The 24409-nt window shown below is 57.3% G+C and carries 27 protein-coding genes; 13 read left to right on the top strand and 14 right to left on the bottom strand.

The window, feature by feature from the left end; all coding sequences use genetic code 11:
- On the bottom strand, positions 1–759 hold the full coding sequence (locus ACR0AU_RS18185; protein WP_480459796.1) for a TVP38/TMEM64 family protein: 759 nt from the start codon (positions 757–759) through the stop codon (positions 1–3).
- Positions 760–1027: 268 nt separating this feature from the next.
- Between ACR0AU_RS18185 and rpmH the strand changes: the two genes are divergently transcribed.
- From rpmH to ACR0AU_RS18125, 12 genes are all read left to right on the top strand, one after another.
- On the top strand, positions 1028–1162 hold the full coding sequence (gene rpmH, locus ACR0AU_RS18180; RefSeq protein ID WP_005980833.1) for a 50S ribosomal protein L34: 135 nt from the start codon (positions 1028–1030) through the stop codon (positions 1160–1162).
- Between the two features lie 26 nt (positions 1163–1188).
- The gene (gene rnpA / locus ACR0AU_RS18175; RefSeq protein WP_170392869.1) at positions 1189–1614 is read left to right on the top strand and encodes a ribonuclease P protein component; all 426 of its coding nucleotides are present in this window, start codon (positions 1189–1191) and stop codon (positions 1612–1614) included.
- Positions 1611–1844 carry a membrane protein insertion efficiency factor YidD gene (yidD, locus tag ACR0AU_RS18170; protein ID WP_170392870.1) on the top strand — a complete coding sequence of 78 codons (234 nt, stop codon included), beginning with the start codon at positions 1611–1613 and terminating at the stop codon, positions 1842–1844. Before rnpA ends, yidD begins: the two co-directional genes overlap by 4 nt.
- A 38-nt stretch (positions 1845–1882) precedes the next feature.
- A complete protein-coding gene (ttcA, locus tag ACR0AU_RS18165) occupies positions 1883–2767 on the top strand; it encodes a tRNA 2-thiocytidine(32) synthetase TtcA (RefSeq protein ID WP_480796045.1) in 885 nt (294 codons plus the stop codon).
- Between the two features lie 70 nt (positions 2768–2837).
- On the top strand, positions 2838–4379 hold the full coding sequence (locus ACR0AU_RS18160) for a putative bifunctional diguanylate cyclase/phosphodiesterase (protein ID WP_480796044.1): 1542 nt from the start codon (positions 2838–2840) through the stop codon (positions 4377–4379).
- A 126-nt stretch (positions 4380–4505) separates the two neighbouring features.
- Complete coding sequence (gene yidC, locus ACR0AU_RS18155; RefSeq protein ID WP_480796043.1) at positions 4506–6329, top strand: membrane protein insertase YidC; 1824 nt, start codon at positions 4506–4508, stop codon at positions 6327–6329.
- A complete protein-coding gene (locus ACR0AU_RS18150) occupies positions 6326–7063 on the top strand; it encodes an MOSC domain-containing protein (protein WP_170733981.1) in 738 nt (245 codons plus the stop codon). The genes yidC and ACR0AU_RS18150 overlap by 4 nt, the downstream gene beginning before the upstream one ends.
- Positions 7060–7713, top strand: a complete 654-nt coding sequence (gene yihA / locus ACR0AU_RS18145; RefSeq protein WP_170392875.1) for a ribosome biogenesis GTP-binding protein YihA/YsxC — start codon at positions 7060–7062, stop codon at positions 7711–7713. Before ACR0AU_RS18150 ends, yihA begins: the two co-directional genes overlap by 4 nt.
- A 147-nt stretch (positions 7714–7860) precedes the next feature.
- Complete coding sequence (argB, locus tag ACR0AU_RS18140) at positions 7861–8724, top strand: acetylglutamate kinase (RefSeq protein WP_170508738.1); 864 nt, start codon at positions 7861–7863, stop codon at positions 8722–8724.
- Between the two features lie 57 nt (positions 8725–8781).
- Positions 8782–9573 carry a sterol desaturase family protein gene (locus ACR0AU_RS18135; RefSeq protein ID WP_170508739.1) on the top strand — a complete coding sequence of 264 codons (792 nt, stop codon included), beginning with the start codon at positions 8782–8784 and terminating at the stop codon, positions 9571–9573.
- Positions 9573–10226, top strand: coding sequence for a ferredoxin (locus tag ACR0AU_RS18130; protein ID WP_170733980.1), 654 nt, complete (start codon positions 9573–9575; stop codon positions 10224–10226). Before ACR0AU_RS18135 ends, ACR0AU_RS18130 begins: the two co-directional genes overlap by 1 nt.
- A complete protein-coding gene (locus ACR0AU_RS18125; protein WP_170733979.1) occupies positions 10223–10720 on the top strand; it encodes a histidine phosphatase family protein in 498 nt (165 codons plus the stop codon). The genes ACR0AU_RS18130 and ACR0AU_RS18125 overlap by 4 nt, the downstream gene beginning before the upstream one ends.
- Positions 10721–10767: 47 nt before the next feature.
- Here the strand turns inward: ACR0AU_RS18125 and ACR0AU_RS18120 are convergent, their stop codons facing one another.
- From ACR0AU_RS18120 to ACR0AU_RS18080, 9 genes are all read right to left on the bottom strand, one after another.
- Entirely contained in the window at positions 10768–11559 is a 792-nt protein-coding gene (locus tag ACR0AU_RS18120; protein ID WP_304621965.1) for an amino acid ABC transporter ATP-binding protein, read from the bottom strand.
- Positions 11560–11571: 12 nt separating this feature from the next.
- A complete protein-coding gene (locus ACR0AU_RS18115) occupies positions 11572–12927 on the bottom strand; it encodes an amino acid ABC transporter permease (protein WP_170392880.1) in 1356 nt (451 codons plus the stop codon).
- Between the two features lies 1 nt (position 12928).
- Positions 12929–14197 carry an ABC transporter permease subunit gene (locus ACR0AU_RS18110; RefSeq protein ID WP_170392881.1) on the bottom strand — a complete coding sequence of 423 codons (1269 nt, stop codon included), beginning with the start codon at positions 14195–14197 and terminating at the stop codon, positions 12929–12931.
- 124 nt (positions 14198–14321) lie between these two features.
- Positions 14322–15341, bottom strand: coding sequence for an amino acid ABC transporter substrate-binding protein (locus ACR0AU_RS18105; RefSeq protein WP_170392882.1), 1020 nt, complete (start codon positions 15339–15341; stop codon positions 14322–14324).
- Between the two features lie 206 nt (positions 15342–15547).
- Entirely contained in the window at positions 15548–16255 is a 708-nt protein-coding gene (locus tag ACR0AU_RS18100; protein WP_170392883.1) for an ATP12 family protein, read from the bottom strand.
- A gap of 4 nt (positions 16256–16259) precedes the next feature.
- Positions 16260–16931: an HAD-IA family hydrolase gene (locus tag ACR0AU_RS18095; protein ID WP_170392884.1), complete on the bottom strand. Its 672-nt coding sequence runs from the start codon at positions 16929–16931 to the stop codon at positions 16260–16262.
- Positions 16928–17971, bottom strand: coding sequence for an RluA family pseudouridine synthase (locus ACR0AU_RS18090; protein WP_170733978.1), 1044 nt, complete (start codon positions 17969–17971; stop codon positions 16928–16930). Before ACR0AU_RS18090 ends, ACR0AU_RS18095 begins: the two co-directional genes overlap by 4 nt.
- Positions 17972–18075: 104 nt before the next feature.
- On the bottom strand, positions 18076–19389 hold the full coding sequence (locus ACR0AU_RS18085; protein WP_170733977.1) for a replication-associated recombination protein A: 1314 nt from the start codon (positions 19387–19389) through the stop codon (positions 18076–18078).
- A 3-nt stretch (positions 19390–19392) separates the two neighbouring features.
- Positions 19393–20778, bottom strand: a complete 1386-nt coding sequence (locus ACR0AU_RS18080) for a trypsin-like peptidase domain-containing protein (protein WP_170733976.1) — start codon at positions 20776–20778, stop codon at positions 19393–19395.
- Between the two features lie 228 nt (positions 20779–21006).
- On the opposite strand from ACR0AU_RS18080, the gene budA reads away from it, so the two are divergent.
- On the top strand, positions 21007–21795 hold the full coding sequence (budA, locus tag ACR0AU_RS18075) for an acetolactate decarboxylase (RefSeq protein WP_480796042.1): 789 nt from the start codon (positions 21007–21009) through the stop codon (positions 21793–21795).
- Between the two features lie 87 nt (positions 21796–21882).
- Here budA and rplQ read toward each other — a convergent pair whose 3' ends face one another.
- From rplQ to rpsM, 4 genes are all read right to left on the bottom strand, one after another.
- Positions 21883–22305: a 50S ribosomal protein L17 gene (rplQ, locus tag ACR0AU_RS18070; RefSeq protein WP_170392888.1), complete on the bottom strand. Its 423-nt coding sequence runs from the start codon at positions 22303–22305 to the stop codon at positions 21883–21885.
- Between the two features lie 118 nt (positions 22306–22423).
- A complete protein-coding gene (locus tag ACR0AU_RS18065) occupies positions 22424–23440 on the bottom strand; it encodes a DNA-directed RNA polymerase subunit alpha (protein WP_010437127.1) in 1017 nt (338 codons plus the stop codon).
- A 114-nt stretch (positions 23441–23554) separates the two neighbouring features.
- Positions 23555–23944 (bottom strand): 30S ribosomal protein S11, encoded by a 390-nt coding sequence (gene rpsK / locus ACR0AU_RS18060; protein WP_008757289.1) that lies wholly within the window; start codon positions 23942–23944, stop codon positions 23555–23557.
- 15 nt (positions 23945–23959) lie between these two features.
- Positions 23960–24328: a 30S ribosomal protein S13 gene (gene rpsM, locus ACR0AU_RS18055; RefSeq protein WP_008757392.1), complete on the bottom strand. Its 369-nt coding sequence runs from the start codon at positions 24326–24328 to the stop codon at positions 23960–23962.
- Between the last annotated feature and the right edge of the window lie 81 nt (positions 24329–24409).

The following is a 24409-nucleotide window of genomic DNA, read 5'->3' as shown; positions in this document are numbered from 1 at the left end:
TCAGGAGCCCTTTCGACCACGGAGGGATTTGATGACAATCGGCAGCGCTGCCAGCGCGCACAAGCCAATAATTGGCCCGATCACGAAGGGTTCCCATAACAGCGAGACATCCGGGGTTTCGCCGCGATCAAAAACACCACCCAGCCCAACACCGATCCAGGTATAGACAATCCCACCAGGGATGATGCCCAGCGCCGTCGTAATCAGGAAGTTTCGGAACTTTACCCCAACCAATGCGGGCACCAGATTGGCAACGAAGAAGGGCACCACAGGTACAAGACGCAGCAGGAACAAAACCGAGATTTCATTCTCACGTAGCCCGTCCTTCAGTTTCTTGACCGTCCCTTCCGAGGCTTCAAGCTTGGCGGTCAGAGATTCACCCAAACCCCAGCGTGCGGCTAGAAAGATCGTCGAAGCGCCTATGGTTGCGGCAAAAACATTAAAAACCGTTCCTGCAAGCAACCCGAACAGGAACCCACCGGTCATCGAAGCAACCGCAGCACCGGGTAACGAGAAGGCAACAATAATGATGTAAATCCCCACGAAAGCCGCAGCCATCGCCCAGTAGTTTGAATCGCGCCAGGCCAGCAAAGCCTCGCGATTGTCGCGCAGGGTTTCAAAGGTCAGATAGTCGCCCAGCGCAAAGAACCCCACGGCGGCAACGGCGAGAATCACCGCCAAAGGGATATGACGTGCCAGCCCGTTGCGCGGGATCTTGGTGGTTTCGTTCATCTGGGTAGCAGGTTCTTGTTCATTCATCTTGCCCACAACATGCGCCGCCCGCGCGCGCTGCAACAGAGGCCTCACGGGGCCTTGATGTTTATGGCACTTAATGTGAGGGATACGCGCTCTGAACCCGGTTTTTGAAATCTTTTGCCCGGGCAGATTACAGATTTGTTGCAAAACGCACCAAAACCCCCACCTAGGGGTTTGACTTACCCCCCGCTACCCAGTAGAGGACGGGCTTCGAACACTAGGGCCAGGCGAATCCGCGCCGCACCCACCGCTATAGATTGGAGACGGAGCGATGAAACGCACCTATCAGCCTTCGAACCTGGTTCGCAAACGCCGCCACGGTTTCCGCGCGCGCATGGCTACCAAAGCCGGCCGCAAAATCCTGAACGCACGTCGCGCACGCGGCCGCAAGTCGCTGAGCGCATAAGCCGCTCGACCTTTCAGGTTATGAACATGACGCCGCCGGAGGCCCCTGAGGATGGTAACAACCAGCCGAGGGTGATGCCCCCGGCGGCGTCCGTTTGCGCATCTGAATCATTGACCGTACTGCAGAATCGCTCGGACTTTCTGAAAGCCGCGCGGGCCAAACGGCAAGGCACTGCATCGATGATGGTGCAGGCGCGTAAACGTGGCGCTGATGAGGCTGCGGGCATTCGCATCGGGTTCACCTGCTCAAAGAAGGTCGGCAATGCCGTCGCCCGCAACCGCGCCAAACGCCGCCTGCGTGAAGCCGCGCGAGCCGTATTACCTATTCATGGGCATGCGGGCTGGGACTACGTGTTGATCGGCCGCGCCGAGGTTACCGCTGCACGGCCCTTTGATGCGCTGAAAGACGATCTGCGCTATGCCCTGCGCAAAATTCATGGGGGTGGCAAGTGAACATATTTGCCCATCTCCTCGCCCTGCCCGTCCGGGCCTACCGGTTGATCTTCAGCCCCTGGGTCGGATTCAACTGCCGCTATCAGCCGACTTGTTCCGCCTATGCACTGGAAGCGCTTGAAAAACACGGCGCCATCAAGGGCGCATGGCTGGCAGCGCGCCGGATCGGGCGCTGCCATCCGTGGGGTGGCGATGGCTATGACCCTGTGCCCGACGACGAACGACCCTGACCCTTGCCCGGTTCACCCAACTGCGATAGGCCCCGCCCATGTTTGATGAAGCCGACGATATCCATCCGCTTTTTACCGGTGCGCCTTCAACCACCGAGTTCAAGAAGCTGCGCAAGCGCATCGTGCGCCAGACGCGCGAGGCCATTGAGCAGTACGGCATGGTGGACCGCACCGCCGAAGGTAAAACACCCCGCTGGTTGGTCTGCCTATCGGGCGGCAAGGACAGCTATACCCTTCTGGCGGTGCTCTACGAACTGAAATGGCGCGGTCTGCTGCCCGTGGATCTTCTGGCCTGCAATCTGGATCAGGGGCAACCGGGGTTCCCGGCAACAGTCCTGCCAGAATTCCTAGACCGTATGGGGGTGCCACATCGGATTGAGTATCAGGACACCTATTCCGTTGTGATGAACAAAGTTCCGCAGGGCCGCACCTATTGTGCGCTGTGTTCACGCCTGCGTCGTGGCAACCTCTATCGTATCGCGCGCGAGGAAGGCTGTTCCGCAGTTGTGCTTGGCCATCACCGCGATGACATCCTTGAAACCTTTTTCATGAACCTGTTCCATGGCGGTCGTCTTGCAACCATGCCACCAAAACTGGTGAATGAAGAAGGTGATCTGTTCGTCTATCGCCCGCTGGCCCATGTGGCCGAGGCGGATTGCGAGAAATTCGCCAAGGCGATGAACTATCCCATCATACCCTGCGATCTGTGTGGCAGTCAGGACGGGCTGCAGCGTCAGCAGGTCAAGCAGATCCTCGATCTGTGGGAAAAGAACAGCCCCGGTCGGCGGCAAGTGATGTTTCGGGCATTGACCAATGCGCGGCCTTCGCATCTTCTGGACCCAAAACTGTTTGATTTCGCAAATCTTTCGATCGATCCGATTCAAAAAGACGAAAATTCAGACGAAATTCCCCAGTTACGTTAACGCCTGACTCAGATTGATTTCCTACGGTTGGCTTGCGCGATCCTAGCCCAAGCTGAAGGCCGTAAAACCTATGCGGAAATTCCTCTTTGTCGACCGTTGTTCCGAAACGCTGCGGATACTTCTCACCGGACCGCAGGTTCTGGCATTTATTCCCGCGGCGTGTTTAGCCGCCTTCTGGTTGGGCGGTGAACGTGCACTTGTTACCACGGCTTTGGGTTTGCCCCTTGCTTTTGCCGTCATCGGAAATTGGGGAAGCCGTTCTTATACAGCCCGTAGTTCAGGTATGCGCCCCAGCGGCCTGGTTCCCTATGACGTTTTTCAATCAGAGTTGGAGGCGTTGAGTGAATCGGTCAGCAAATCAGGTGAGAATGCCGCCTGTATTGCAATTGCTTTGGACGGCTATGCCGACCTTCAGGATCTGCACGGTCAGGCTGCCGCCACTCATGTAAAGCAGCAATTCAGTGATCGTATCCTGTCGATCATCCGAAATCAGGACATCTTTTCGCAGATCGATCAGAACCGGTTTCTCATTGGCCTGCATCCCTCCCCACATCTTGATCTGGAAGCCTGCATTCAAATGTCTGGCCGCATCCAAAGCGCAGTCGAAGAGCCGCTTTTGTTGAATGGCACAGGAGTTTACCAATCCTGCTCGATCGGGTTTTGCCTGCATTCAGACCTGCGACAGGCCGAGGCTGATGAGTGGATTGGCGCCGCCACCGCTGCACTGTCCGACGCGCAAAGAAGCGGTCCCTCGACCATACGCGCCTATTCAACCGCGACCCGTCGGCGATCCCTGGTCCGAGCCAATTTGAGAAAAGAGTTCGAGGCGGCATTGGACAATGGAGAGATTCGGCCCTGGTTTCAGCCTCAGGTTTCAACGGATAATGGGAACATCACAGGGTTCGAGGCTTTGGCAAGGTGGGAGCATCCAATAAAAGGTGTTCTCAGCCCGCAGATATTCCTGCCCTTCGCCGAGCAAGCCGAACTGATGGAGCGGCTAGGCCAAATCATGCGTCACCATGCTTTTGAAGCGATGCAAGCTTGGGATCGTGCAGCATGCGTTGTGCCCCGGATCGGTATCAATTTCTCATCCGATGAGTTGCGCAATCCCGGCTTGATCGACCGCCTGAAATGGGAGTTGGATCAGTTTGATTTGACACCGGATCGGCTGGCGGTTGAGATTCTGGAAACCGTGTTCTCTCGCAGGCCGGATGACGTGATCACCCGGAATGTAACCGGCATGGCTGCGCTTGGATGTTGTATCGACCTGGATGACTTTGGCACCGGACATGCTTCAATCGCCTCTATCAAGCGGTTTGACGTCTCGAGGATCAAGATTGATCGGACGTTTGTCACCAAATCGGATCAGGATCCCAGCCAGCAGCAACTGGTCAGCGCCATTCTGACCATGGCTGAACGCCTGAATCTCGAAACGCTCGCTGAAGGTGTGGAAACGCCCGGCGAACACGCGTTGATGGCGCAATTGGGCAGTAACCACGTTCAGGGGTTCGGAATTGCAAAGCCAATGCCATTTGAGCAGACCCTGGATTGGATCGCGGCGCATCGTGCCAAGATCAGGGGTGCATCCAAGATCGGTCGCAAAATGGGATGAAATCTGCAATTACGGTGCGCCAAATCCAGCGCCGGAGCGATTTGATGGGCGATTCCGCTTGACCTTTGGGGCTGCACTCTGTTGAACCCACCGGGTGTGTTTCACTGCTCAAGGTGGCTGTCCCCGATGGACGATCAGAACAAAAATCTCATCCTTGCAACCGCGCTCAGCTTTCTGGTGATCCTTGTCTGGTTCGTGCTGTTCCCACCGCCGGAATCAACCACGACGCAGGACGCTGCAGAAATTGCAGCTCTGGAAGGCGACGAGGTGCAAACACCCAGCGCGACCAGCACCGTGGGTGAAGCCACAGCGACCGCCGAGGAAACACTGCCAGAGGAACAGGCCCCTCGCGTCAACATCGACACCCCCCGTCTGAAAGGCAGCCTGTCCCTGTCCGGCGGGCGGATCGATGAGCTGTTTCTGAAAGATTACAAAGTCTCGATCGAAGAAGGCGCGCCTATTGTTGAGCTGCTGTCTCCGGTTGGTTCGGAATCGGCTTATTATGCCCTTTACGGCTGGGCACCGGGTTCAGGGGTTGCAGGTGCGGATGTCCCGGGCCCCAACACGCTCTGGACATTGGAAGAGGGTGAGACGCTTGGCGTAGACAACCCCATCACGCTGGCCTGGGACAATGGCAATGGCCTGACTTTCCGCCGCACCATCGCGGTCGACCAGGACTACATGTTCACAGTTACCCAATCGGTTGAAAACGCGACCCAATCCGAGGTGGGCATGGCCCCCTATGGCATTCTTGCACGCCACGGTATTGGTGAAGATGGCGACCTTCCGGGCCTGAAAAACTTCTTCATCCTGCATGAGGGTGTGATCGGCATGGCGGACGGCACGCTGTCAGAAGTTGACTATGGTGATGTCCGCGATTTTGACATCGACCCGAACGAACGGGCGCAGGCCGAGGTCTATCAGGTCAAGGAAGACGGCTGGATCGGCTTCACGGATCACTACTGGATGACCACGCTGATCCCAGAGCCGGGCTCGTCCTTCAAAGCAGCCGCAAAATATGACTCGCGCCGCAAAATCTATCAAACCGAAACGGTGCTGCCGACGCTGACCGTAGCGCCGGGTGAGACTGCTGAAGTGACCACACGCCTGTTCGCTGGTGCCAAGGAATGGGAAGCCATTCGGGAATACCAGGCAGAAGGCGTACAGAAATTCATCGACAGCATCGACTGGGGCTGGTTCTTCTTCCTGACCAAGCCGATCTTCTGGCTGCTGCACAACATCAATCTGCTGATCGGCAACATGGGCTGGTCGATCATCGGCCTGACCCTGATCATCAAGGCGATCCTGTTCCCGCTGGCGTTCAAATCCTACGTTTCGATGGCCAAGATGAAGGAACTGCAGCCCCAGATGGAGGCCTTGAAAGAGGCCGCAGGGGATGACCGCCAGAAGATGCAGCAAGGCATGATGGAGCTGTACAAGAAGGAAAAGGTTAACCCGGCCGCAGGCTGTTTGCCGATCCTGATGCAGATCCCCATCTTCTTCTCGCTGTACAAGGTGATTTTTGTCACCATCGAACTGCGTCAAGCCCCATGGTTTGGCCCGTTCCAGGACCTCAGCGCTCCGGATCCGACCTCAATCTTCAACTTCTTTGGCTGGCTGCCTTGGGCGGCACCGCAGCCTGAAAGCTTCATGGCGCTGATCTTTATCGGTATCCTGCCACTGCTGCTGGGTATCTCGATGTGGCTGCAGCAGAAACTGAACCCGGCACCGACCGATGCAACACAGGCGATGATCTTTGCCTGGATGCCATGGGTGTTCATGTTCATGCTGGGCGGATTTGCCAGCGGTTTGGTGGTCTACTGGATCGCGAACAACACGATCACATTTACCCAGCAATACCTGATCATGCGGAGTCAGGGCTATACGCCCGATGTATTCGGCAACATCAAATCAGGCTTCAAACGAACGCCAAAGACGGACGACAAATGAGCGGTTCGGTCACCAGCATTTGGCGGCACCCGATCAAAAGTCACGGGCGTGAACGCCTTGATCGCATTACCATGATCCCCGGGCATACCATGCCCGGGGATCGTGTTTGGGCGGTTGCACATGAGGCGTCGAAAGCGGATGGATCGGAATGGGCACCCTGCGCCAATTTCAGCCGAGGCGCGAAGGCCCCTCAGTTGATGGCAATCTCGGCGCAGCTGCAAGGCGACTCGGTCACGCTGAGCCATCCCAATCGCCCCGATCTAAGCTTTGAGCCCGACGTGCAACAGGATACCTTTCTGGACTGGGTCAAACCGCTGATGCCTGCAGATCGCGCTGCGTCTGCCCGCATTGTCCGCGCCGCTAATCGCGGCATGACGGACAGCGATTTTCCTTCGATCAGTTTGTGCAACATGTCGTCGCATCGGGCGGTCGAACAGAAGCTAGGCAGGGATCTTTCTATCGCTCGCTGGCGCGGAAATATCTGGTTCGATGGCCTGCCGCTGTGGAATGAGTTCGACTGGATTGGCCGCGACATCCGGATCGGCGAGGCCGTTTTTCATGTGCGCGAACGCATCACGCGGTGTTTGGCGACAACCGCCAACCCTGAAACGGGTGAGCGGGATGCCGACACACTGGGTGCGCTGAGCAGCTGGGATCATCAGGATTTTGGCGTTTATGCCGAAGTTCTGGAAGGCGCCACCATTCACACCGGTGACGAGGTTCAGGTTCTATGACCACACTTCCCTTTCCACTAGCTGAAACTCCAGATGAATTCGCAACGGAAACCGGTCGAAAGCTGTTTGCCGGGCCATCCGAATTCGTCAAAGGCGTCGTTGCCATGGATGGCCTGCCTGCCCCCGATCGGCTGGAGGTATGTTTCGCCGGGCGTTCGAATGTCGGTAAATCCAGCTTGATCAACGCGCTAACGGGCACCAAGGGGTTAGCACGTGCCTCGAACACGCCGGGGCGTACACAAGAGATCAACTTTTTCACGCAAGGGCCTGAACTCTATTTGGTCGACCTGCCAGGGTACGGCTATGCGAACGCGCCGGTGAAGGTCGTGGAAAAATGGCAACGTCTGCTGAAACAGTATCTGAGTGGACGTCAGACCCTGCGCCGTGCCTTCGTCCTGATCGACTCGCGCCACGGGGTGAAACCTGTGGACGCCGAGATCATGAAGCTGCTGGATACCAGCGCAGTGACCTTTCAATGCGTTCTGACAAAGGCCGACAAGGTCAAAGCAAAAGACCGGGAAAAGGTGCTGGACCAGGTACGCGCCGCGCTTTCAAAACATCCTGCGGCATTCCCGGAGATCGTGTTGACCTCATCCGAGAAGGGCGACGGCATTCCGACCCTGCGTTCGATCATTGCGCATCTGGAGTGACGCTGTTCAGCAATATACAAGTCATGAGCTAAGGAAGCCGGGTCGCGCCCATCGGGTACGGCCCGTTCAGATTGGCTGTTTCCGCGATCCGGTCTTGGCACCATCCTCCAAACGCCCTAACACAGGGTCCCAGAGGGACAATCAGCCATGAAGACACGAGATATGAACCGGGATTGGATCGCCACCGCCGCCACATTGAACAGCGCCCTGCCCTATCTGCAGCGATACGACGGTGCGATTGTCGTCATCAAGCTAGGTGGCCACGCCATGGGCAGCGACGAAGCCATGGAAAGCTTTGCGCGCGATGTGGTGCTTATGCGTCAGGTTGGCGTAAACCCGGTCGTCGTGCACGGCGGTGGCCCAATGATCAATGCGATGCTCGACAAACTGGACATCCAGTCCGAGTTTGTGGGTGGTAAACGCGTGACGGACAAAGCCACAGTCGAAGTGGTCGAAATGGTCCTGTCGGGCCTTGTGAACAAGCGGATCGTGCAGGCGATCAATGCGCAGGGTGGCATGGCTGTGGGTCTGTCGGGCAAGGATGCCCATTTGATGATGTGCGAACAGACCGACGCCTCGCTCGGGTTTGTCGGCACACCGTCCGAGATGAACCCCAAAGTCCTGCATGACCTGTTTGCGCATGATGTTATCCCTGTGATCGCGCCGCTGGGCGCAGGTCGGAATGGCGAAACCTTCAATGTGAATGGCGACACTGCAGCCGGGGCGATCGCCTCAGCTCTTAAGGCAGACCGCCTGCTGCTGCTGACCGATGTAGCGGGCGTCAAGAACGCAGCGGGCGATGTCGTGACCGAGCTCAAAGCCGGCCAGATTCGTGAGATGACGCGTGAAGGCACTATTGCGGGTGGGATGATTCCAAAAACCGAAACTGCGCTGGACGCGCTGCATAATGGCGTTCGGGCGGTCGTTATTCTGGACGGGCGCGCACCAAATGCGGTGTTGCTCGAACTGTTTACGGAACACGGTGCCGGATCCTTGATCCGTCCTGATTAACGCCATAGTGATCTTCAACATCTTGCACCGGGCATTAACATGCTCGATTGTGAATGTATGGAGAACGAGCCCCTATTTCGCCTAAGCGTGTTTTTGATCCTGTTTGTTGTGTTTGCGGCGGCAGAGACAATTGCACCAAAACGCTTACGAACCTGTCCGCGAAAAAATCGGTGGCTAACCAATCTATCAATCACTGTTTTGAACACACTGATGCTCAGGACTATGGCGATTGGGTTGCCCTTATTGGCAGTTGGCGCTGCCATTGATGCCGGGAAAAATGGATTGGGCGTTTTTAATTGGCTCGCCTGGCCAGGGTGGGTTGAGCTTATTCTATGTGTGCTGATTCTGGACTTTGCAATCTGGCTACAGCATCTGATTACCCACAAGGTGCCAATCCTTTGGCGGCTACATCGTGTGCATCACGCCGACCGAGACATGGACGTCACTACTGCAGTCCGCTTTCACCCTGTTGAAATCGCGTTGTCCATGATCCTGAAAATCGGGCTAATCTATCTGCTCGGCGCCAGCGCCCTGGCTGTGATCCTGTTCGAGATCCTTCTTAATGGAACAGCGTTGTTCAATCATTCAAACTTGAAGCTCCCCCTTGCCGTTGACGCTGTGGTACGTAGGATTCTTGTGACACCCGATATGCATCGCGTACATCATTCGGTATTCCGAACAGAGCATGACAGCAATTATGGCTTTGCACTGTCTATCTGGGACCGAATGCTGGGGACTTACATTGCACAACCTCGGGACGGGCACGAACAAATGAGCGTGGGATTGGAATGGCAGGACGATCGACCAACAAAACTGGGCTGGAGCCTGGCTCTGCCCTTCCGCCGTTGATGACCTACGCCAATGTCGAACGAGCAGCCACTCAGGTTGGGCTGATAGTTATGGGTGCACTTCATCCAAGGCCCAGTGAAGCAAAGCAACTTAATGACGGAACCCTGATCCTTCTGGGGGCTGCGGGGGCATTCTGGCCTGCTCTGAAGGCCTCGGCTGAATGGCAGGATGGCCAACCCGACCCGGTTGATCGCTGGTCCAGACGGGTGATCGGCCAGCTTGCGCGGGACTTGAGGGGCACCGCCTACTATCCGTTCGGCGGCCCACCATACGCACCCTTTATTGACTGGGCACTTAAGTCCGGTCGCACCTTCAGCAGTCCGGTCGGGGCCCTGGTGCACGATACGGTAGGGATGATGATATCATTCCGTGGTGCGTTGCATTTTGCGGATGAGTTCTCAATTCCATCCGTGTCTCAATCGTCACCCTGCACAGAATGCCCCGCGCCTTGTGCAACAACCTGTCCGGTTGGGGCATTGAACACCCACAGCTTCTATGACGTGGCAGCCTGTCATGATCATCTCGATACCAAGGCGGGACACAGCTGCATGAACAAAGGCTGCCTCGCCCGGCTCGCCTGCCCTCTCAGCGCCGGCGCAGAGCGCCAGCCAGAGCAATCTGCGCATCACATGAAAGCATTTCACCGATCATGACCCGCACACTGATCCTAATGCGCCATGCCAAGTCCAGTTGGGGCGATCCCTTTGCCGAAGATCACGACCGCCCGTTGAACAATCGAGGACGCAAATCGGCCCCCGCGATTGGGGCGTGGCTGCAAAGCAATGGCTGGCTGCCGGATGACGTTATCTGCTCAAGCGCCAAACGCACCCGGGAAACGTGGGACAGATTGGGGCTGAGCACCCCGGAATTCCGCTTTACCCCCGCCTTGTATCTGACAGGCCCCGATGAGATGTTCGCCGAATTGGCCACAGCCACCGGCAATACCGTACTCATGCTGGGGCATAATCCCGGCATCGCTGCTTTTGCAAATCGGCTGGTACGCAACCAGCCCGATCATTCGAGATTCTACGACTATCCGACTTGTGCAACGACTGTAGTCCGGTTCGATATCCCCGACTGGAATGCGCTCGAATGGCATCAGGGTGAGGTTCTGGGCTTCACGATCCCACGCGAGCTGCTGGAATAGAAAAAGGCGAGGTCGACACCCCGCCTTCTTGGTTTTCTGATCCGAATTTAGTGTCCCAGAATCTGGCTGAGGAACAACTTGGTCCGTTCGCTCTGCGGGTTGTTGAAGAACTCTTCCGGTTCGTTCTGCTCCACAATCTGACCGGCATCCATAAAGATCACGCGGTTGGCGACCTGGCGGGCAAAGCCCATCTCGTGGGTCACACACAGCATCGTCATGCCTTCCTCGGCCAGTTCAATCATGGTGTCGAGCACCTCTTTGATCATCTCGGGGTCCAGCGCCGATGTCGGTTCATCGAACAGCATGATCCGTGGCATCATGCACAGCGAGCGGGCAATCGCCACACGCTGCTGCTGACCACCCGATAGCTGACCGGGATACTTGTCGGCCTGCTCAGGGATCTTCACCTTTTCCAGGAAATGCATCGCGCGCTCTTCGGCCTCTTTCTTGGGCGTCTTGCGCACCCAGATCGGGGCCAGCGTGCAGTTTTCCAGAATGGTCAGGTGCGGGAACAGGTTGAAGTGCTGGAACACCATGCCAACCTCGGACCGGATTTTGTCGATGTTTTTCAGGTCATTCGACAGCTCGGTCCCATCCACAATGATCGTGCCCTGCTGGTGTTCCTCCAGCGCGTTCAGGCAGCGGATCAGGGTAGACTTGCCCGACCCCGACGGCCCCGCGATCACGATCCGCTCGCCCTGATTGACGGTCAGATTGATATCGCGCAGCACGTGGAAGGCCCCGTACCACTTGTTCATGTTGGTGATTTCGATGGCGATTTCGTCGCTCACCTGCATTTTGGAGCGGTCGATTTCGCGTTCAATTGCAAGTTCAGACATGTGTTGAACTCCTTAACGGTGGCCAGTCTGAAGCTTGCGCTCCAGGTACATGGAATAACGGGACATGGAGAAGCAAACCACGAAGAACAGAACGCCGATAAAGGCAAACAGTTCCCAGTAGACGCCGTTCCAGGCGGTATCGGCGCGGATGCCGTTGGTCAGGCCAATCACGTCGAACAGACCGATAATCGAGACCAAAGTCGTATCCTTGAAGATACCGATGAACGTGCTCACGATGCCCGGGATCGAGATTTTCAGCGCCTGTGGCATGATGATCAGCCGCTGCGCCTGCCAGTAGTTCAGGCCCAGACTGTCTGCGCCTTCGTACTGACCACGCGGCAGGGCGGCCAGACCACCCCGGATCACCTCGGCCATATAGGCGGCCGAGAACAGGGTCATCATGATCATCACCCGCAGGATGATGTCAAAATTAGTGCCCGGCGGCAGGAACAGGTTCAGCAACAGCGATGCCACAAACAGCAGGGTAATCAGCGGCACGCCCCGAATGAACTCGATAAAGCCCACGCACAGGTATTTGACGATCATCAGATCGGACTGACGACCCAGCGCCAGCACGATACCGATAGGCAGCGAAACACCAATGGCCACGACACCCAACAGGATCGCTAGCATAAAGCCACCAAAGTCGCGGCTTTCCACCGGCGCGATACCGATCGGAATGATTGCATTGATTGCGTCAGCCACGGAACCGGCAGCAAACAGCCACCATAGTATGGGCAGCGCAATCGCAAGGATAATCGCGGCAAGAGACCCGGCAACCGGAAGCGCAAACTTGTACGCGAAATACCCGATGGCAAATCCGGCGGCGACCATGAGCGGCCCCCAGATCGAGCCACCCCACATCAGCCAAGGCAGCAGGAACGGATAAGCCGCCGTTACAATCAACAGCTTACGCGGCACCTTAGTGAACAACACTGGCGCAATAGCAACCAACAACAGTATGAAGGTCAGGTTCGGACGGAAATAGGCCGGCCATGCCCCTGTTTCAGGCGGGTTCGACCATGTGGCATCCGGATGCGCCGGATACGGCGGATAGAACCCATATAGCAGCTGTAGCCAACGATCCTTGATCACACCCCAGCAGGCATGACCATGCGTATCGCCCCACGTAGCCATCATGATCTCACGACATTCCGACAGGGAATTGGCGTTCCAAACGGATTCGAACGTCCAGGACAGGATGTTGGAGAGCACATAGTAGATGAAGACCAACGAGACGATCGTCAGGATCGCGTTCAGCCAGCTTGAAAACAGGTTATGCTTGATCCAGCCCAGTACACCGACCTCGGAGGCGGGTGGTGCCTGTTCCGGCAACATTTCCGTGCGGACAAATGAAACATCACTCATATTACCGCTCCACCAGTTTGACACGGTTGTTGTACCAGTTCATCACCGCCGAAATGCTCAGCGAGATGGACAGGTAGACCAGCATCAGCAGCAGAACGCATTCCAGCTCGCGACCGGTCTGGTTCATTGTGATGCCACCCAGCGTACCCGTGATGTCCATATATCCGACCGCGATCGCCAGTGACGAGTTCTTGGTCAGGTTCAGATAGTTCGAGATCATTGGCGGGATGATCACCCGCAACGCCTGCGGCAAGATCACCAGACGCATGGTCCGGCCCGGGCGCAGGCCCAGTGCGGATGCGGCCTCGGTCTGACCCTTGGAAATGGCCAGAATACCGGCGCGCACGATCTCGGCGATGAATGCCGCAGTGTACAGCGACAGGGCCAGCCACAAGGCAATCAGCGAGTTACGAAGGTGGGTACCGCCGCTGAAGTTGAAGCCTTTCAGCTCAGGGTAGCCCAGGTGAAAACCCAGAACGCCAAGCAGGATGGCTGACGGCACGAACAATAGGCCCAGTTGGATGTGCCAGATGGTCGGGCGATCGCCAGTCTTTTCTTGCGTTGAATTGGCCCAGGCCGAAACCTTGCGCATCGCAAAGATGCTGCCGCCAAACACGATCAGGAAGGCGATCAGGTCAAGCGAAACATCAAAGCGCAGGCTTGATGTACCGAAAAGGTGGATATCGCCCAATCCGCGCGAGAACAGAAACTCGGGGATATAGACACCGCGATTAGTGACCGCGACCGTGCCAAAAAGATCCATCGTGGCTTCTGGGTTTTCACCTCGGAAGGCGCGCGGTGCTGGCAGGCTTTCAATCAGGATCGCCATGGCGAACACGATCCAAAGCAGCACTGGAACGTTACGGAACATCTCGACATAGACTGTCATGATCCGCGCGATCAGCCAGTTATTCGACAGGCGCAAAACACCGACCATAACACCGATGATCGTTGCTGTGATACAGCCCAGAACTGCAACAACCAGAGTGTTTAGCAGGCCTATAAACGCTGCGCGCAGATGGGTATCGCGCGAGTCGTATTCCAGCAGGCGTTGGTTGATGTCATAGCTGGCCGGTTCGGCAAAAAAGTCGAACCCGACTGTTCTGCCCAGCGTTTCAAGGTTCTGAATGGTGTTGTTGATAATCCAGGCTGCCAGAAGCATGAAACCGATCATCGCTATGACCTGAATGGTCGCAGATCGGTACCGCGTATCATAAAGGAGCATGGACAGCCGGAAGTGCTCCTTCGGCGGGTCAGTGAGTGTCGTCATGACCTATGTATATCCCCGTGCATCCCGGATGTTGGCAGAGTTTGCCTCTGCTCAGATCGTTCCGGGCGTGTTTCTTATGGAAGGAAAAAGGGCGCGGGTTCCCCCGCGCCCTTTTCCGTGGATCTTAGCGGAAAGGCGGTGCGTACAGCAGGCCACCATCGGTCCACTGTGCGTTCAGGCCGCGTGCCAGACCGATCGGGGTTTCCTCACCGATGTTCTTGGCAAACACTTCGCCGTAGTTACCGCCGACTTTGATCGCACGCTGTGCCCAGTTCGCGTCCAGACCCAGCATCTCACCCAGCGTACCTTCGGTACCCAACAGGCGGTTTACCTCTGGGTTGTCGGTGGCACCGCTGGACATCTCGTCGATGTTCGCCGAGGTTACACCCAGCTCTTCCGCTGCGATCAGTGCGTTCAGGGTCCAGCGGACCACATCGCCCCACTCGTGATCGCCGTGACGGACCAGCGGGCCCAGCGGCTCTTTCGAGATGATTTCGGGCAGGATCACGTGGTCGCCTGCGTTTTCAAAGGTGGCGCGCGTAGCAGCCAGACCCGATGCGTCGGTGGTGTAAACGTCACAGGCACCAGCCAGATACTGCTGCTGCGCTTCGGCGTTGGTTTCGATCGGAACCGGCTCGTAGCTCATGTTGTTGATGCGGAAGAAATCCGCCAGGTTAAGCTCAGTTGTGGTGCCGGTCTGGATGCAAACGGTTGCACCGTCCAGTTCCTTGGCCGAGCTGACGCCCAGTGCCTTGGGAACCATGAAGCCCTGACCATCGTAGTAGTTGATGCCGACGAATTCGAACTTCAGGTCGACGTCGCGGCTGAAGGTCCACGTGGTGTTACGGGCCAGCATGTCAATCTCGCCCGAAGCCAGCGCGGTGAAACGTGTTTTACCGGTGGTCGGGATGAACTCAACGGCGCTTGGGTCGTCCAGAACGGCAGCGGCTACCGCGCGGCATACGGCCACGTCAAAACCCTGCCACTCACCATTGGCATCGGGGCTGGCAAAGCCGGGTACGCCGGTTGCGACGCCGCAGTTCAGCTTGCCGCGGGCTTTCACGTCGTCAACGGTACCCGCTGCAGCTGCGCCAGCAGCCAGGCCGGCAATGGTTGCCACGCCCAAAATTACGGATTTTTTCATTTTTACCTCTTCCTGATTTTCCATCCCTGAATGGAACGGTTCGATCCGGCGCATAGGCGCCAGAAAGGTTACCCAAAAGGTGTCTCCCCTTTAGTGGCCCGAGTTTGGGCGTATTCATCAACAAACGTCAAGGGCTGGATCAGGGAAAACGATAGGTCTTTTCTGCCAGAATCGGACACAAATTCACGATTTGACGAGAATCCGTCTCAGAACGAGAGGTCAAAGAACTGCTTTGCGTGCAGAAAGGCGGCCCGTTTCACTTCGGCGGCAGCATGTGCCTCATCGTCGTGGCCCCATTGTTCGATCTGCCAAAGCTCGTCCAGCCGAGAAATGCGCCATATCTCGTCCGGTTTGCGCCAATTCTGCGCAGCGGCAAAACCAAGAATCAATGACCCCGACAGGCTGACGAGGTCATGAAACGCCGCCAGCTGGAACGCATTCAGTCCATGCACCCGGTCACGCAGGCCTTGCAGCACCTCGGCAGCTTGCGGTTGATGCACCACCCCTGCACGCGGGATCAACCGCGCGCCCAGCGCGTCCGCAGCCCAATCCAATGCAGGATCCCAGGCCTCGGACTGCCGCTGCTGCAACGTTTCGGGATGGGTCGCCCGATAACACAGCAGATCCGAGTCGCCGTAATCGGCCAGCATATCGGCAACCTCACCATGCTGGTGCCGCACCTTGTCGATCGCCGCATTGGCCGAACGGGTGAATGGCATCGTGGTCGGATCGATTTCCTTTTCCTGTGCATCCCATTCCCGTGCAACGGCCTCGGCCATGGCACGCGTGGGCAGGTCCAGCGCAGCCTTGGCGGGCGTTTTGACCCGTCGACCATCCAGTTCAACCGTATAGCCCACGTCGGTCTCAACGACCGTGCTTGTCGTCCAGAAGCGTTTGGGTTTCCAGTCGCTCATCTCTTTAGCCCCAGATCTTGGCCAGTGCGCCTGGCAATTCTTCGAATGTTTCGATCACATGTGTCGCAGCCGTCAGTACCCGACGATCGTGATAACCCCAGCTGACACCGATCCCGGCAACCTGCGCGGCTGCGGCCATATCCATGTCAAAGCTGGTGTCGCCCACCATGACGGCTTGCGCAGCCGGCACGCCCGTTTCAGCCAAAGCTGTTTCTATCATCGACGGGTGCGGCTTGGACGGGTGGTGATCTGCAACCTGACGAGTAATGAAATGCTGCTGCAACCCATGCCCTTCAAGCAGCGCATCAAGCCCGCGCTGAGATTTGCCTGTGGCCACTCCCAAAAGAACCTCGGGCTGAGCGTGAAGAGCCTCAATCACTTGGCGCGCACCGGGATAAAGCGGCGAGCTTGCGGCGCCCTGCTCCAACCTTTGCGCGTGATAGGCCTGCTTATATCCGTCAACCAATGCGCTTTGTATCCGCTCGGACTGATCTGCTGCCAGACGCGCCATTGCATGGGGCAGAGATAAACCGACGATGGACAGGATGGCGTCACGGTCCGGGACCGGTAGTGACTGCGCCTGAAAACAGGCGGTCATTGCCGAAACAATGGCACCCTGACTATCGACCAGAGTGCCATCCACATCAAACAGGACTAGCCGCAATGGGGCGTTCATCGCAACTCCTCAAACGGATCATCTGCAGCGAGGTCTTCGGTCCAGCCCAGCGTATCCCAGCTGTGTTTCATATGATCCGGTAAAGGCGCCGTAAGCGAGATGGGTTTGCGGGTCATCGGGTGTTCAAAGGACAGGCTGCGGGCGTGGAGGTGCAGCTTTTTGCTGATGATACCTCCCAACTGCGCGCCCCAGCCATCGCCGAGGTTTTCCTGCCCCGAGCCGCCATATTTCCCATCGCCAATGATCGGGTGACCGATCGCCGCCATATGTGCGCGCAGCTGATGGGTCCGCCCCGTCACCGGCTCCATCGCGACCCAGGCTGCCCGCCCTGCAACGCGATACAGCGTTGCATAGAGCGTATGCGCACGTTTCGCGCCGGGCGTATCGTTCACTTCGCTCGGATGAACAGCGATCATCTTCTCGCCTTCACCCTGTTTGCCATGTCCCGGAGCCTTGACCAGCCCGGTCTTGATCTCTCCCAAATAAGGCGTCGGCACCCCGGCAACGAGCGCCCAATAGATTTTCTGGGTGTTACGATGCCGGAACGCAGCGGTCAGCCCCTTGGCAGCCTCGCGCGTGCGGGCCAACAGCAGTACGCCCGAGGTGTCTTTGTCCAGCCGATGCACAAGGCGCGGGTTCTCGTCATACCCAAAGCGCAATGCCTCAGACAGGCTATCCACATGGCGGGTCTGACCACTGCCACCTTGAACCGGCAGCCCATGCGGCTTGTTCAGCGCCAGCACGTGATCGTCTTTATAAATCACGCAAGACTGGATCATCTTTGCGTCAGCGTCCGAAACACGATGCTTTACGACAGCGGGCTTATGGTCGGCGTCTGGCAGCGGCGGCACACGCACGGACTGCCCGACCTCTAACCGCGTCGAAGCTTTGACCCGACTGCCATCTACGCGCAGTTCACCCTTGCGGCACATCTTCTCGATCCGGCCCTGGCTGACATGAGGAAACAGGCGGCGCAGCCAACGATCCAGCCGCTGGTCGCCATCCCCCTCTGCTACGGTGATCACCTGTACGCCGCTCATGCCATTGCCCCTTGTTCCGCACGGCTGATCCGCCCGGATTGTGCTTGTTTCAGTGCCTTAGAAATCATGCGCGTCTGTCGCGCGCATCGGGTGCAGAGTCAAGTCTAGCCCTGATTGCGTTGCGTTCTCAGCTTGGCGAAGTATTCCAGCCGTTTTTTCAGCTCGCGCTCAAAACCACGCTCTACCGGCTGATAGAGAACCGGGCGCTTCATATCATCCGGGAAATAGTTCTGACCCGAGAACCCATCTTCGGCATCGTGGTCATAGGCATACCCTGCACCATATCCCTGATCCTTCATCAGCGATGTCGGAGCGTTCAGGATATGTTTGGGCGGCGGTTCACTGCCCGATTGCTTGGCCAGACGCATCGCCGCTTTATAGCCCACATAAGCGCCGTTCGATTTCGGAGCGAGCGCGAGATAGACCACCGCCTGAGCCAGCGCCAATTCGCCCTCGGGCGAGCCCAGCCGTTCATAGGTCTCCCAACTGTGCAAACAGATCGATTGCGCCTGCGGATCGGCCAAACCGATATCTTCAACCGCCATCCGTGTGATCCTGCGCGCCAGATAGCGCGGGTCTTCGCCGCCGGTCAGCATCCGCGCAAACCAATAGAGCGCCGCGTCGGGATCCGATCCGCGCACCGATTTGTGCAGGGCCGAGATCAGATTGTAATGCTCATCCCCCGATTTGTCGTATTTCGCAGCCCGGCGCATCAGGCGCGTCGACAATGCATCCGAGTCCAGAGCAGTATCGACTTTCCAAGCAGCGACCTGCTCAATCAGGTTCAACAGCGCCCGGCCGTCACCATCTGCCATCTCCTGCAACGCTTCTCGGGCTGCAGGTGTCAGGGGCAAAGCTCGGTCCAGCTCTTTCTCGGCGCGTTGGGTCAGCCGCTCAAGATCGGCGAGGCTGAGACGCTCCAGTACCAGCACCTGAGACCGGCTGAGAACAGCAGCATTCAGTTCGAATGAGGGGTTTTCGGTGGTTGCGCCAACCAGCAGGATCGTACCGTCCTCCATATGCGGCAAGAACCCGTCTTGCTGCGCTTTGTTGAAACGGTGGATCTCGTCAACGAACAGCAAAGTGCCCTGTCCGTTTTGCCGACGGATTTTGGCAGCCTCGAACACCTTCTTCAGATCCGGGACACCGGTGAAGATCGCGCTGATCTGTACGAAATGCAGATCGGTTTCCTGCGCCAGCAACCGGGCAATGGTTGTCTTTCCCACACCCGGCGGGCCCCAGAAGATCAGGCTGGACAAGCTACCCGAGGCTAGCATCACCCCCAGCGGCGCATCCGGCCCCAACACCTGCTCTTGCCCGATCACCTCAGACAGGGATTGAGGGCGCAAGCGATCGGCAAGCGGCCTGTGCGGCGACGCGGTTGGTTCGGCAGAACCGGTATCGAACAGATCACTCACGTCTTACAGCCTGAACCGCACTGAGATTGACCGGCCTCCCCGTTCAATCTCGACCTGCACCCGGCGACCTGGATCGGTCAGGGCCTGAACGACATCCTCCGGTGTCTCGGTTCTGGCTCCGTTGATACCTTTTATGACATCGCCCACACGCAATCCTGAGCGCCCGCCATAGCGGTTCGGATCAACCACCACGACGCCGGTCTGAGACAGCGACAAGCCAAGCTTAACAATCACCGCCGGATTTACGCCCGAGACGATCAGACCCGGCATCACCGTATCTTCGTCCAACGTGGTCTCATCCGCAGCAGGCGTTTCAGGCGGCCGGATCAGCGCCACTTCGATGTCCGAGCGGTCTTCACCGCGCAGCCGGGTCAGGACCGACTTTCCACCCACCCCGGCAACCGCCATGCGAAATTTCATCTCGGCCGGAGAATTCACCTCGTCCCCGTCGACATGGGTGACGACATCGCCAACCCGAAGGCCCGCTTCGGCAAGCGGGCTCAGTTCATGCAAGTCGGAAATCACGACACCCAAAGGAATGACCATGCCCAGAGACTCGGCAATATCCGCGCTCATGTGCTGACCGGCCATACCCGCCCAAGGGCTGACAAAGTTCTCATTGCCCGCCTGCGCCTGACGCAGGAATTCGGCTACCAAATTGGCCGGAATGGCAAAGCCGATACCGTTCGACCCGCCCGAGCGGGTCAGGATTGAAGTATTGATACCAATCAGATCACCATTCACATCGATCAGCGCGCCACCGGAATTGCCCGGGTTGATCGCCGCATCGGTTTGAATGAAGTACCCTCTTGCGTTTCCGGTTGCGGTTCCTGTGCGCGCCAGCCCTGAAATAATACCTGACGAAACAGTTTGGCCGACGCCGAACGGATTGCCGATCGCCAGCGTCAATTCTCCGACCTCGACCTGATCGGAATCGCGCATCTGCAGGAACGGCAGATCGCTTGCCTCATTCAGCCGCAAGATTGCAATGTCGCTTTCTTTGTCGCCCAAAACCACTTCGGCAGTGAATTCACGACGGTCGGTAGTCACGACCTGAATTTCCGATGCCATCCCCACAACGTGGTAGTTTGACACTACATACCCATCACCAGTGAGGATCACGCCAGAGCCCAGCGAATTCTGCACACGGGGGCGTGGCGTCCCAAATCCACGGCCAAAGAAGTCCTGAAAGAACGGGTCAGAGAACAGCGGATTTGCCCGCCCTTCGCGCACAATCTTGGCGTAGATGTTCACAACCGCCGGGGCAGCCTGCTTTACGACAGGGGCGAACCCGAGGCTGATTTCGGTCTGGCTTTTTGGTACCTGAGTCTCTGCGGCTGCCGGTATTGCGCCCATCAGCAATACTAGGAAACACAATAGTCTTAGCATCATCGGCCCTCCGGCAATATCGCCAACCGGATATGCGGGGCCGATGCAAAGATTGCAAGCGACATAACCCGCTGCCTTCGACAATGCTGAGGACCTACCGCTTTCTTTTGAGCTATTCGCTCAAATATCCTGCTTGAGCATTATGGCTTCGCAAAGCGTTGGAAAAGTTTCACAGGGAATTGTGCTATGTGTTGGACTTGGCGCTGAATCCAATCAGAGGGAACGACCATGCACAAAGACCGGGAGTTGACCTTTGCAACGGCCCTTGCCTCTCATCATCAAAAAAAGAGCTTTGTGCGGGAAGAGCACGCCCACGAGTATTACCAGGCCTCACTACTGAGTGCCGTCATGCAGGGCGTCTATGACGGGACTGTTTCCATCGGTCAGCTGCTGGAACACGGAGATTTCGGTCTCGGCACGTTCAACGCCCTGGACGGAGAAATGGTGGTGCTGGATGGTGTCGCTTATCGCCTGGATGGGGAAGGCAAAGCGACAATTGCGGATAACGGCGCGCTAACACCATACGCAGCCGTCATTGACTTTGAACCAACGATTTCGCTTGCGTTGGATTCTCCGGTTAACAAATACGGTTTCGAGGAGGGTTTGGATGACATGGCCGATGCAAAGAACCTGTTTTATGCGGTTCGTTTCACCGGATTGATCAAACACATTAGGTATCGAAACGTTTTGAAACAGGAACGGCCATACAAACCTTTGCTGGAAGTGGTCAAAACGCAGGCCGAGTTTGAATTGGAAAACGTGGAGGGAACTATTCTCGGGTTCCGCTGCCCTGACTACGCAGTCGGGATCGGCGTACCGGGTTACCACTTGCATTTCATCTCTGACGACCGGACCACCGGTGGGCACGTACTTGATTACACATTGACCCGGGGAAAGATCGAAATCGATCACACCTCGTCTCTTCATCTGGAACTGCCAGAGACAGAGGATTTCTCTGACGCCAATTTGTCCGCGGGAGCGTCAGCGGATGGTATCCTGAAAGCCGAAAGCAATTAAATTTAGGCCGACTTGGATTTTCACACGGAGCAAAAGAAAACCCCCGCGTCTGCGACGCGGGGGCTGAGACTCAGATATAGCCAAGGCTTATTCTTCGTCTGCGGCCTCTTCGGCGGCAACACGAGCTTTGTCAGCTGCGCCTTTGGCGTCGATGTCGCGGTCAACGAATTCGATGATCGCCATCGGTGCCATGTCACCATAGCGGAAGCCTGCTTTTAGGATACGGACATAACCGCCCTGACGCTCGGCGTAACGAGGGCCCAGAACTTCGAACAGCTTGGCGACGTCTTTGTCTTCTTTCAGCTGTGCTGCGGCCTGACGGCGGGCGTGCAGGTCGCCGCGCTTGCCCAGAGTGATCAGTTTTTCAACGATCGGGCGCAGTTCTTTTGCCTTGGGCAGAGTTGTTTTGATTTGCTCATGCTCGATGAGCGAGCCAGCCATGTTTGCAAACAGAGCTTTGCGGTGCTCATGAGTACGGTTCAGGCGGCGATAACCACGTGCGTGACGCATTTTCTAGTTCCTTCTTTCGCGTTTTGCTTTGTCTGGCCGGCGATGCGTGTCACCGGCTCTCCTTGGGGCGGAAGTGCCCATATGGTCCCCGGCAGCCCGGGCATTTGTGAAGACGCGCTTAGAACGCGTCTTCGAATTTCTTGGCCAGATCTTCGATGTTGTCGGGCGGCCAGTCCTCGACATCCATGCCGAGGTGCAGACCCATGCCGGATAGCACTTCCTTGATCTCGTTCAGCGACTTGCGGCCGAAGTTCGGAGTGCGCAGCATCTCGGCTTCGGTCTTCTGGATCAGATCGCCGATGTAAACGATGTTGTCGTTCTTCAGGCAGTTTGCCGAACGGACCGACAGTTCCAGCTCGTCCACTTTCTTCAGCAGCAGCGGGTTGAACTCCAGACCATCGTCCTCGTCCTGGCGGCCAGCCGATTCCGGCTCGTCGAAGTTGACGAAGATTGACAGCTGATCCTGTAGGATGCGTGCGGCGAATGCCAGCGCGTCTTCCGGCGTGATCGAACCGTCGGTGTCGATCTTCAGGGTCAGCTTGTCATAGTCCAGAACCTGACCTTCGCGGGTCGGCTGAACGTCATAAGCAACCTTTTTGACCGGCGAATAGATCGCGTCGATCGGGATCAGGCCGATGGGTGCGTCTTCGGGCTTGTTCTTCTCAGCCGAGACATAGCCCTTGCCGGTGTTGACGGTCAGCTCCATGAACAGGTCTGCGCCATCATCCAGGTGGCAGATGACGTGATCACGGTTCAGAACCTCGATGCCAGCGCTTTCGCTGATGTCGCCAGCGGTAACTACTGCGGGGCCTTTGGCATTGATCGACAGGCGCTTGGGGCCTTCGACTTCCATGCGCAGCGACACGCCTTTGAGGTTCAGGATGATGTCGGTGACGTCTTCACGTACGCCCGCGACCGAGGAGAACTCGTGCAGTACGTTATCGATCTGAACGCTGGTGATGGCCGCGCCTTGCAGCGAGCTCATCAGAACGCGGCGCAGCGCGTTACCCAGGGTCAGACCAAAGCCACGCTCCAGCGGCTCGGCAACCAGGGTTGCCTGACGTGCAGGGTCGTTGCCCGGCTTGCCGTCAAGCTGGGTCGGCTTGATCAATTCTGCCCAATTCTTATGGATCATGTAATCCCTCCATTCCTGTCCGCGCCCCATGACCAACAAGGTGCAGACGCCCGAGGTTCAAAATGACGTGCTGGGGCCGTGCAAAAACACAGCCCCAGCTTAATTCAAAATCGCTTAGACGCGACGACGCTTCGGCGGACGGCAGCCGTTATGAGCGATCGGGGTCACGTCGCGGATCGACGTGATGTTGAAGCCCACTGCAGCCAGCGCACGCAGAGCCGATTCACGACCCGAACCGGGGCCCTGAACTTCGACTTCCAGCGTCTTGACGCCATGTTCCTGCGCCTTTTTGCCTGCATCTTCTGCAGCCATCTGAGCGGCGTAGGGGGTCGATTTCCGCGATCCCTTGAAGCCCATGGTACCGGCAGACGACCACGAGATGGCGTTGCCCTGTACGTCCGAGATCAGGATCTTGGTGTTGTTGAAGGTCGAGTTCACATGGGCAACGCCCGATGCGATGTTCTTACGCTCTTTGCGCTTAACGCGAGTCTTGTCACGTGCCATCGGTCAGACCCTCCCTTATTTCTTCTTACCGGCAATGGCCTTTGCGGGGCCTTTGCGGGTACGAGCATTGGTGTGGGTACGCTGACCGCGAACCGGCAGGTTGCGGCGGTGACGCAGTCCGCGATAGCAGCCCAGGTCCATCAGGCGCTTGACGTTCATCTGAACTTCACGACGCAGGTCACCTTCAACGGTGAAGTTTGCATCGATGTGCTCGCGGATGGCCAGAACTTCGGCGTCGGACAGTTCGTTGACGCGACGGTGCGCTTCAATGCCTACGGCTTCGCAGATCGCTTTGGCCGAAGTGTTTCCGATACCGGTGATATATGTGAGGGCGATTGGTACCCGCTTTGCAGTCGGGATGTTTACGCCGGCAATACGTGCCACGTGTCACTTTCCTTTTTGTTGCGGTTCCGTAACTCCGGAACCTTTTTTCACAACACTTGACCGTGGCAGTGACGCCAGAGG

The organism is Ruegeria sp. CG1 (assembly GCF_056537265.1).
Note: the sequence above shows the minus strand (reverse complement) of the source record. Positions and strands in the feature narration are given on the sequence as shown.

What these genes read in the sequence shown, in the direction of transcription:
- ACR0AU_RS18185 (WP_480459796.1), bottom strand. Translation starts at nt 759, where the DNA reads ATGAATGAACAAGAACCTGCTACCCAGATGAACGAAACCACCAAGATC.
- rpmH (WP_005980833.1), top strand. Translation starts at nt 1,028, where the DNA reads ATGAAACGCACCTATCAGCCTTCGAACCTGGTTCGCAAACGCCGCCAC.
- rnpA (WP_170392869.1), top strand. Translation starts at nt 1,189, where the DNA reads ATGACGCCGCCGGAGGCCCCTGAGGATGGTAACAACCAGCCGAGGGTG.
- ttcA (WP_480796045.1), top strand. Translation starts at nt 1,883, where the DNA reads ATGTTTGATGAAGCCGACGATATCCATCCGCTTTTTACCGGTGCGCCT.
- ACR0AU_RS18160 (WP_480796044.1), top strand. Translation starts at nt 2,838, where the DNA reads ATGCGGAAATTCCTCTTTGTCGACCGTTGTTCCGAAACGCTGCGGATA.
- yidC (WP_480796043.1), top strand. Translation starts at nt 4,506, where the DNA reads ATGGACGATCAGAACAAAAATCTCATCCTTGCAACCGCGCTCAGCTTT.
- ACR0AU_RS18150 (WP_170733981.1), top strand. Translation starts at nt 6,326, where the DNA reads ATGAGCGGTTCGGTCACCAGCATTTGGCGGCACCCGATCAAAAGTCAC.
- yihA (WP_170392875.1), top strand. Translation starts at nt 7,060, where the DNA reads ATGACCACACTTCCCTTTCCACTAGCTGAAACTCCAGATGAATTCGCA.
- argB (WP_170508738.1), top strand. Translation starts at nt 7,861, where the DNA reads ATGAAGACACGAGATATGAACCGGGATTGGATCGCCACCGCCGCCACA.
- ACR0AU_RS18135 (WP_170508739.1), top strand. Translation starts at nt 8,782, where the DNA reads ATGGAGAACGAGCCCCTATTTCGCCTAAGCGTGTTTTTGATCCTGTTT.
- ACR0AU_RS18130 (WP_170733980.1), top strand. Translation starts at nt 9,573, where the DNA reads ATGACCTACGCCAATGTCGAACGAGCAGCCACTCAGGTTGGGCTGATA.
- ACR0AU_RS18125 (WP_170733979.1), top strand. Translation starts at nt 10,223, where the DNA reads ATGACCCGCACACTGATCCTAATGCGCCATGCCAAGTCCAGTTGGGGC.
- ACR0AU_RS18120 (WP_304621965.1), bottom strand. Translation starts at nt 11,559, where the DNA reads ATGTCTGAACTTGCAATTGAACGCGAAATCGACCGCTCCAAAATGCAG.
- ACR0AU_RS18115 (WP_170392880.1), bottom strand. Translation starts at nt 12,927, where the DNA reads ATGAGTGATGTTTCATTTGTCCGCACGGAAATGTTGCCGGAACAGGCA.
- ACR0AU_RS18110 (WP_170392881.1), bottom strand. Translation starts at nt 14,197, where the DNA reads ATGACGACACTCACTGACCCGCCGAAGGAGCACTTCCGGCTGTCCATG.
- ACR0AU_RS18105 (WP_170392882.1), bottom strand. Translation starts at nt 15,341, where the DNA reads ATGAAAAAATCCGTAATTTTGGGCGTGGCAACCATTGCCGGCCTGGCT.
- ACR0AU_RS18100 (WP_170392883.1), bottom strand. Translation starts at nt 16,255, where the DNA reads ATGAGCGACTGGAAACCCAAACGCTTCTGGACGACAAGCACGGTCGTT.
- ACR0AU_RS18095 (WP_170392884.1), bottom strand. Translation starts at nt 16,931, where the DNA reads ATGAACGCCCCATTGCGGCTAGTCCTGTTTGATGTGGATGGCACTCTG.
- ACR0AU_RS18090 (WP_170733978.1), bottom strand. Translation starts at nt 17,971, where the DNA reads ATGAGCGGCGTACAGGTGATCACCGTAGCAGAGGGGGATGGCGACCAG.
- ACR0AU_RS18080 (WP_170733976.1), bottom strand. Translation starts at nt 20,778, where the DNA reads ATGCTAAGACTATTGTGTTTCCTAGTATTGCTGATGGGCGCAATACCG.
- budA (WP_480796042.1), top strand. Translation starts at nt 21,007, where the DNA reads ATGCACAAAGACCGGGAGTTGACCTTTGCAACGGCCCTTGCCTCTCAT.
- rplQ (WP_170392888.1), bottom strand. Translation starts at nt 22,305, where the DNA reads ATGCGTCACGCACGTGGTTATCGCCGCCTGAACCGTACTCATGAGCAC.
- ACR0AU_RS18065 (WP_010437127.1), bottom strand. Translation starts at nt 23,440, where the DNA reads ATGATCCATAAGAATTGGGCAGAATTGATCAAGCCGACCCAGCTTGAC.
- rpsK (WP_008757289.1), bottom strand. Translation starts at nt 23,944, where the DNA reads ATGGCACGTGACAAGACTCGCGTTAAGCGCAAAGAGCGTAAGAACATC.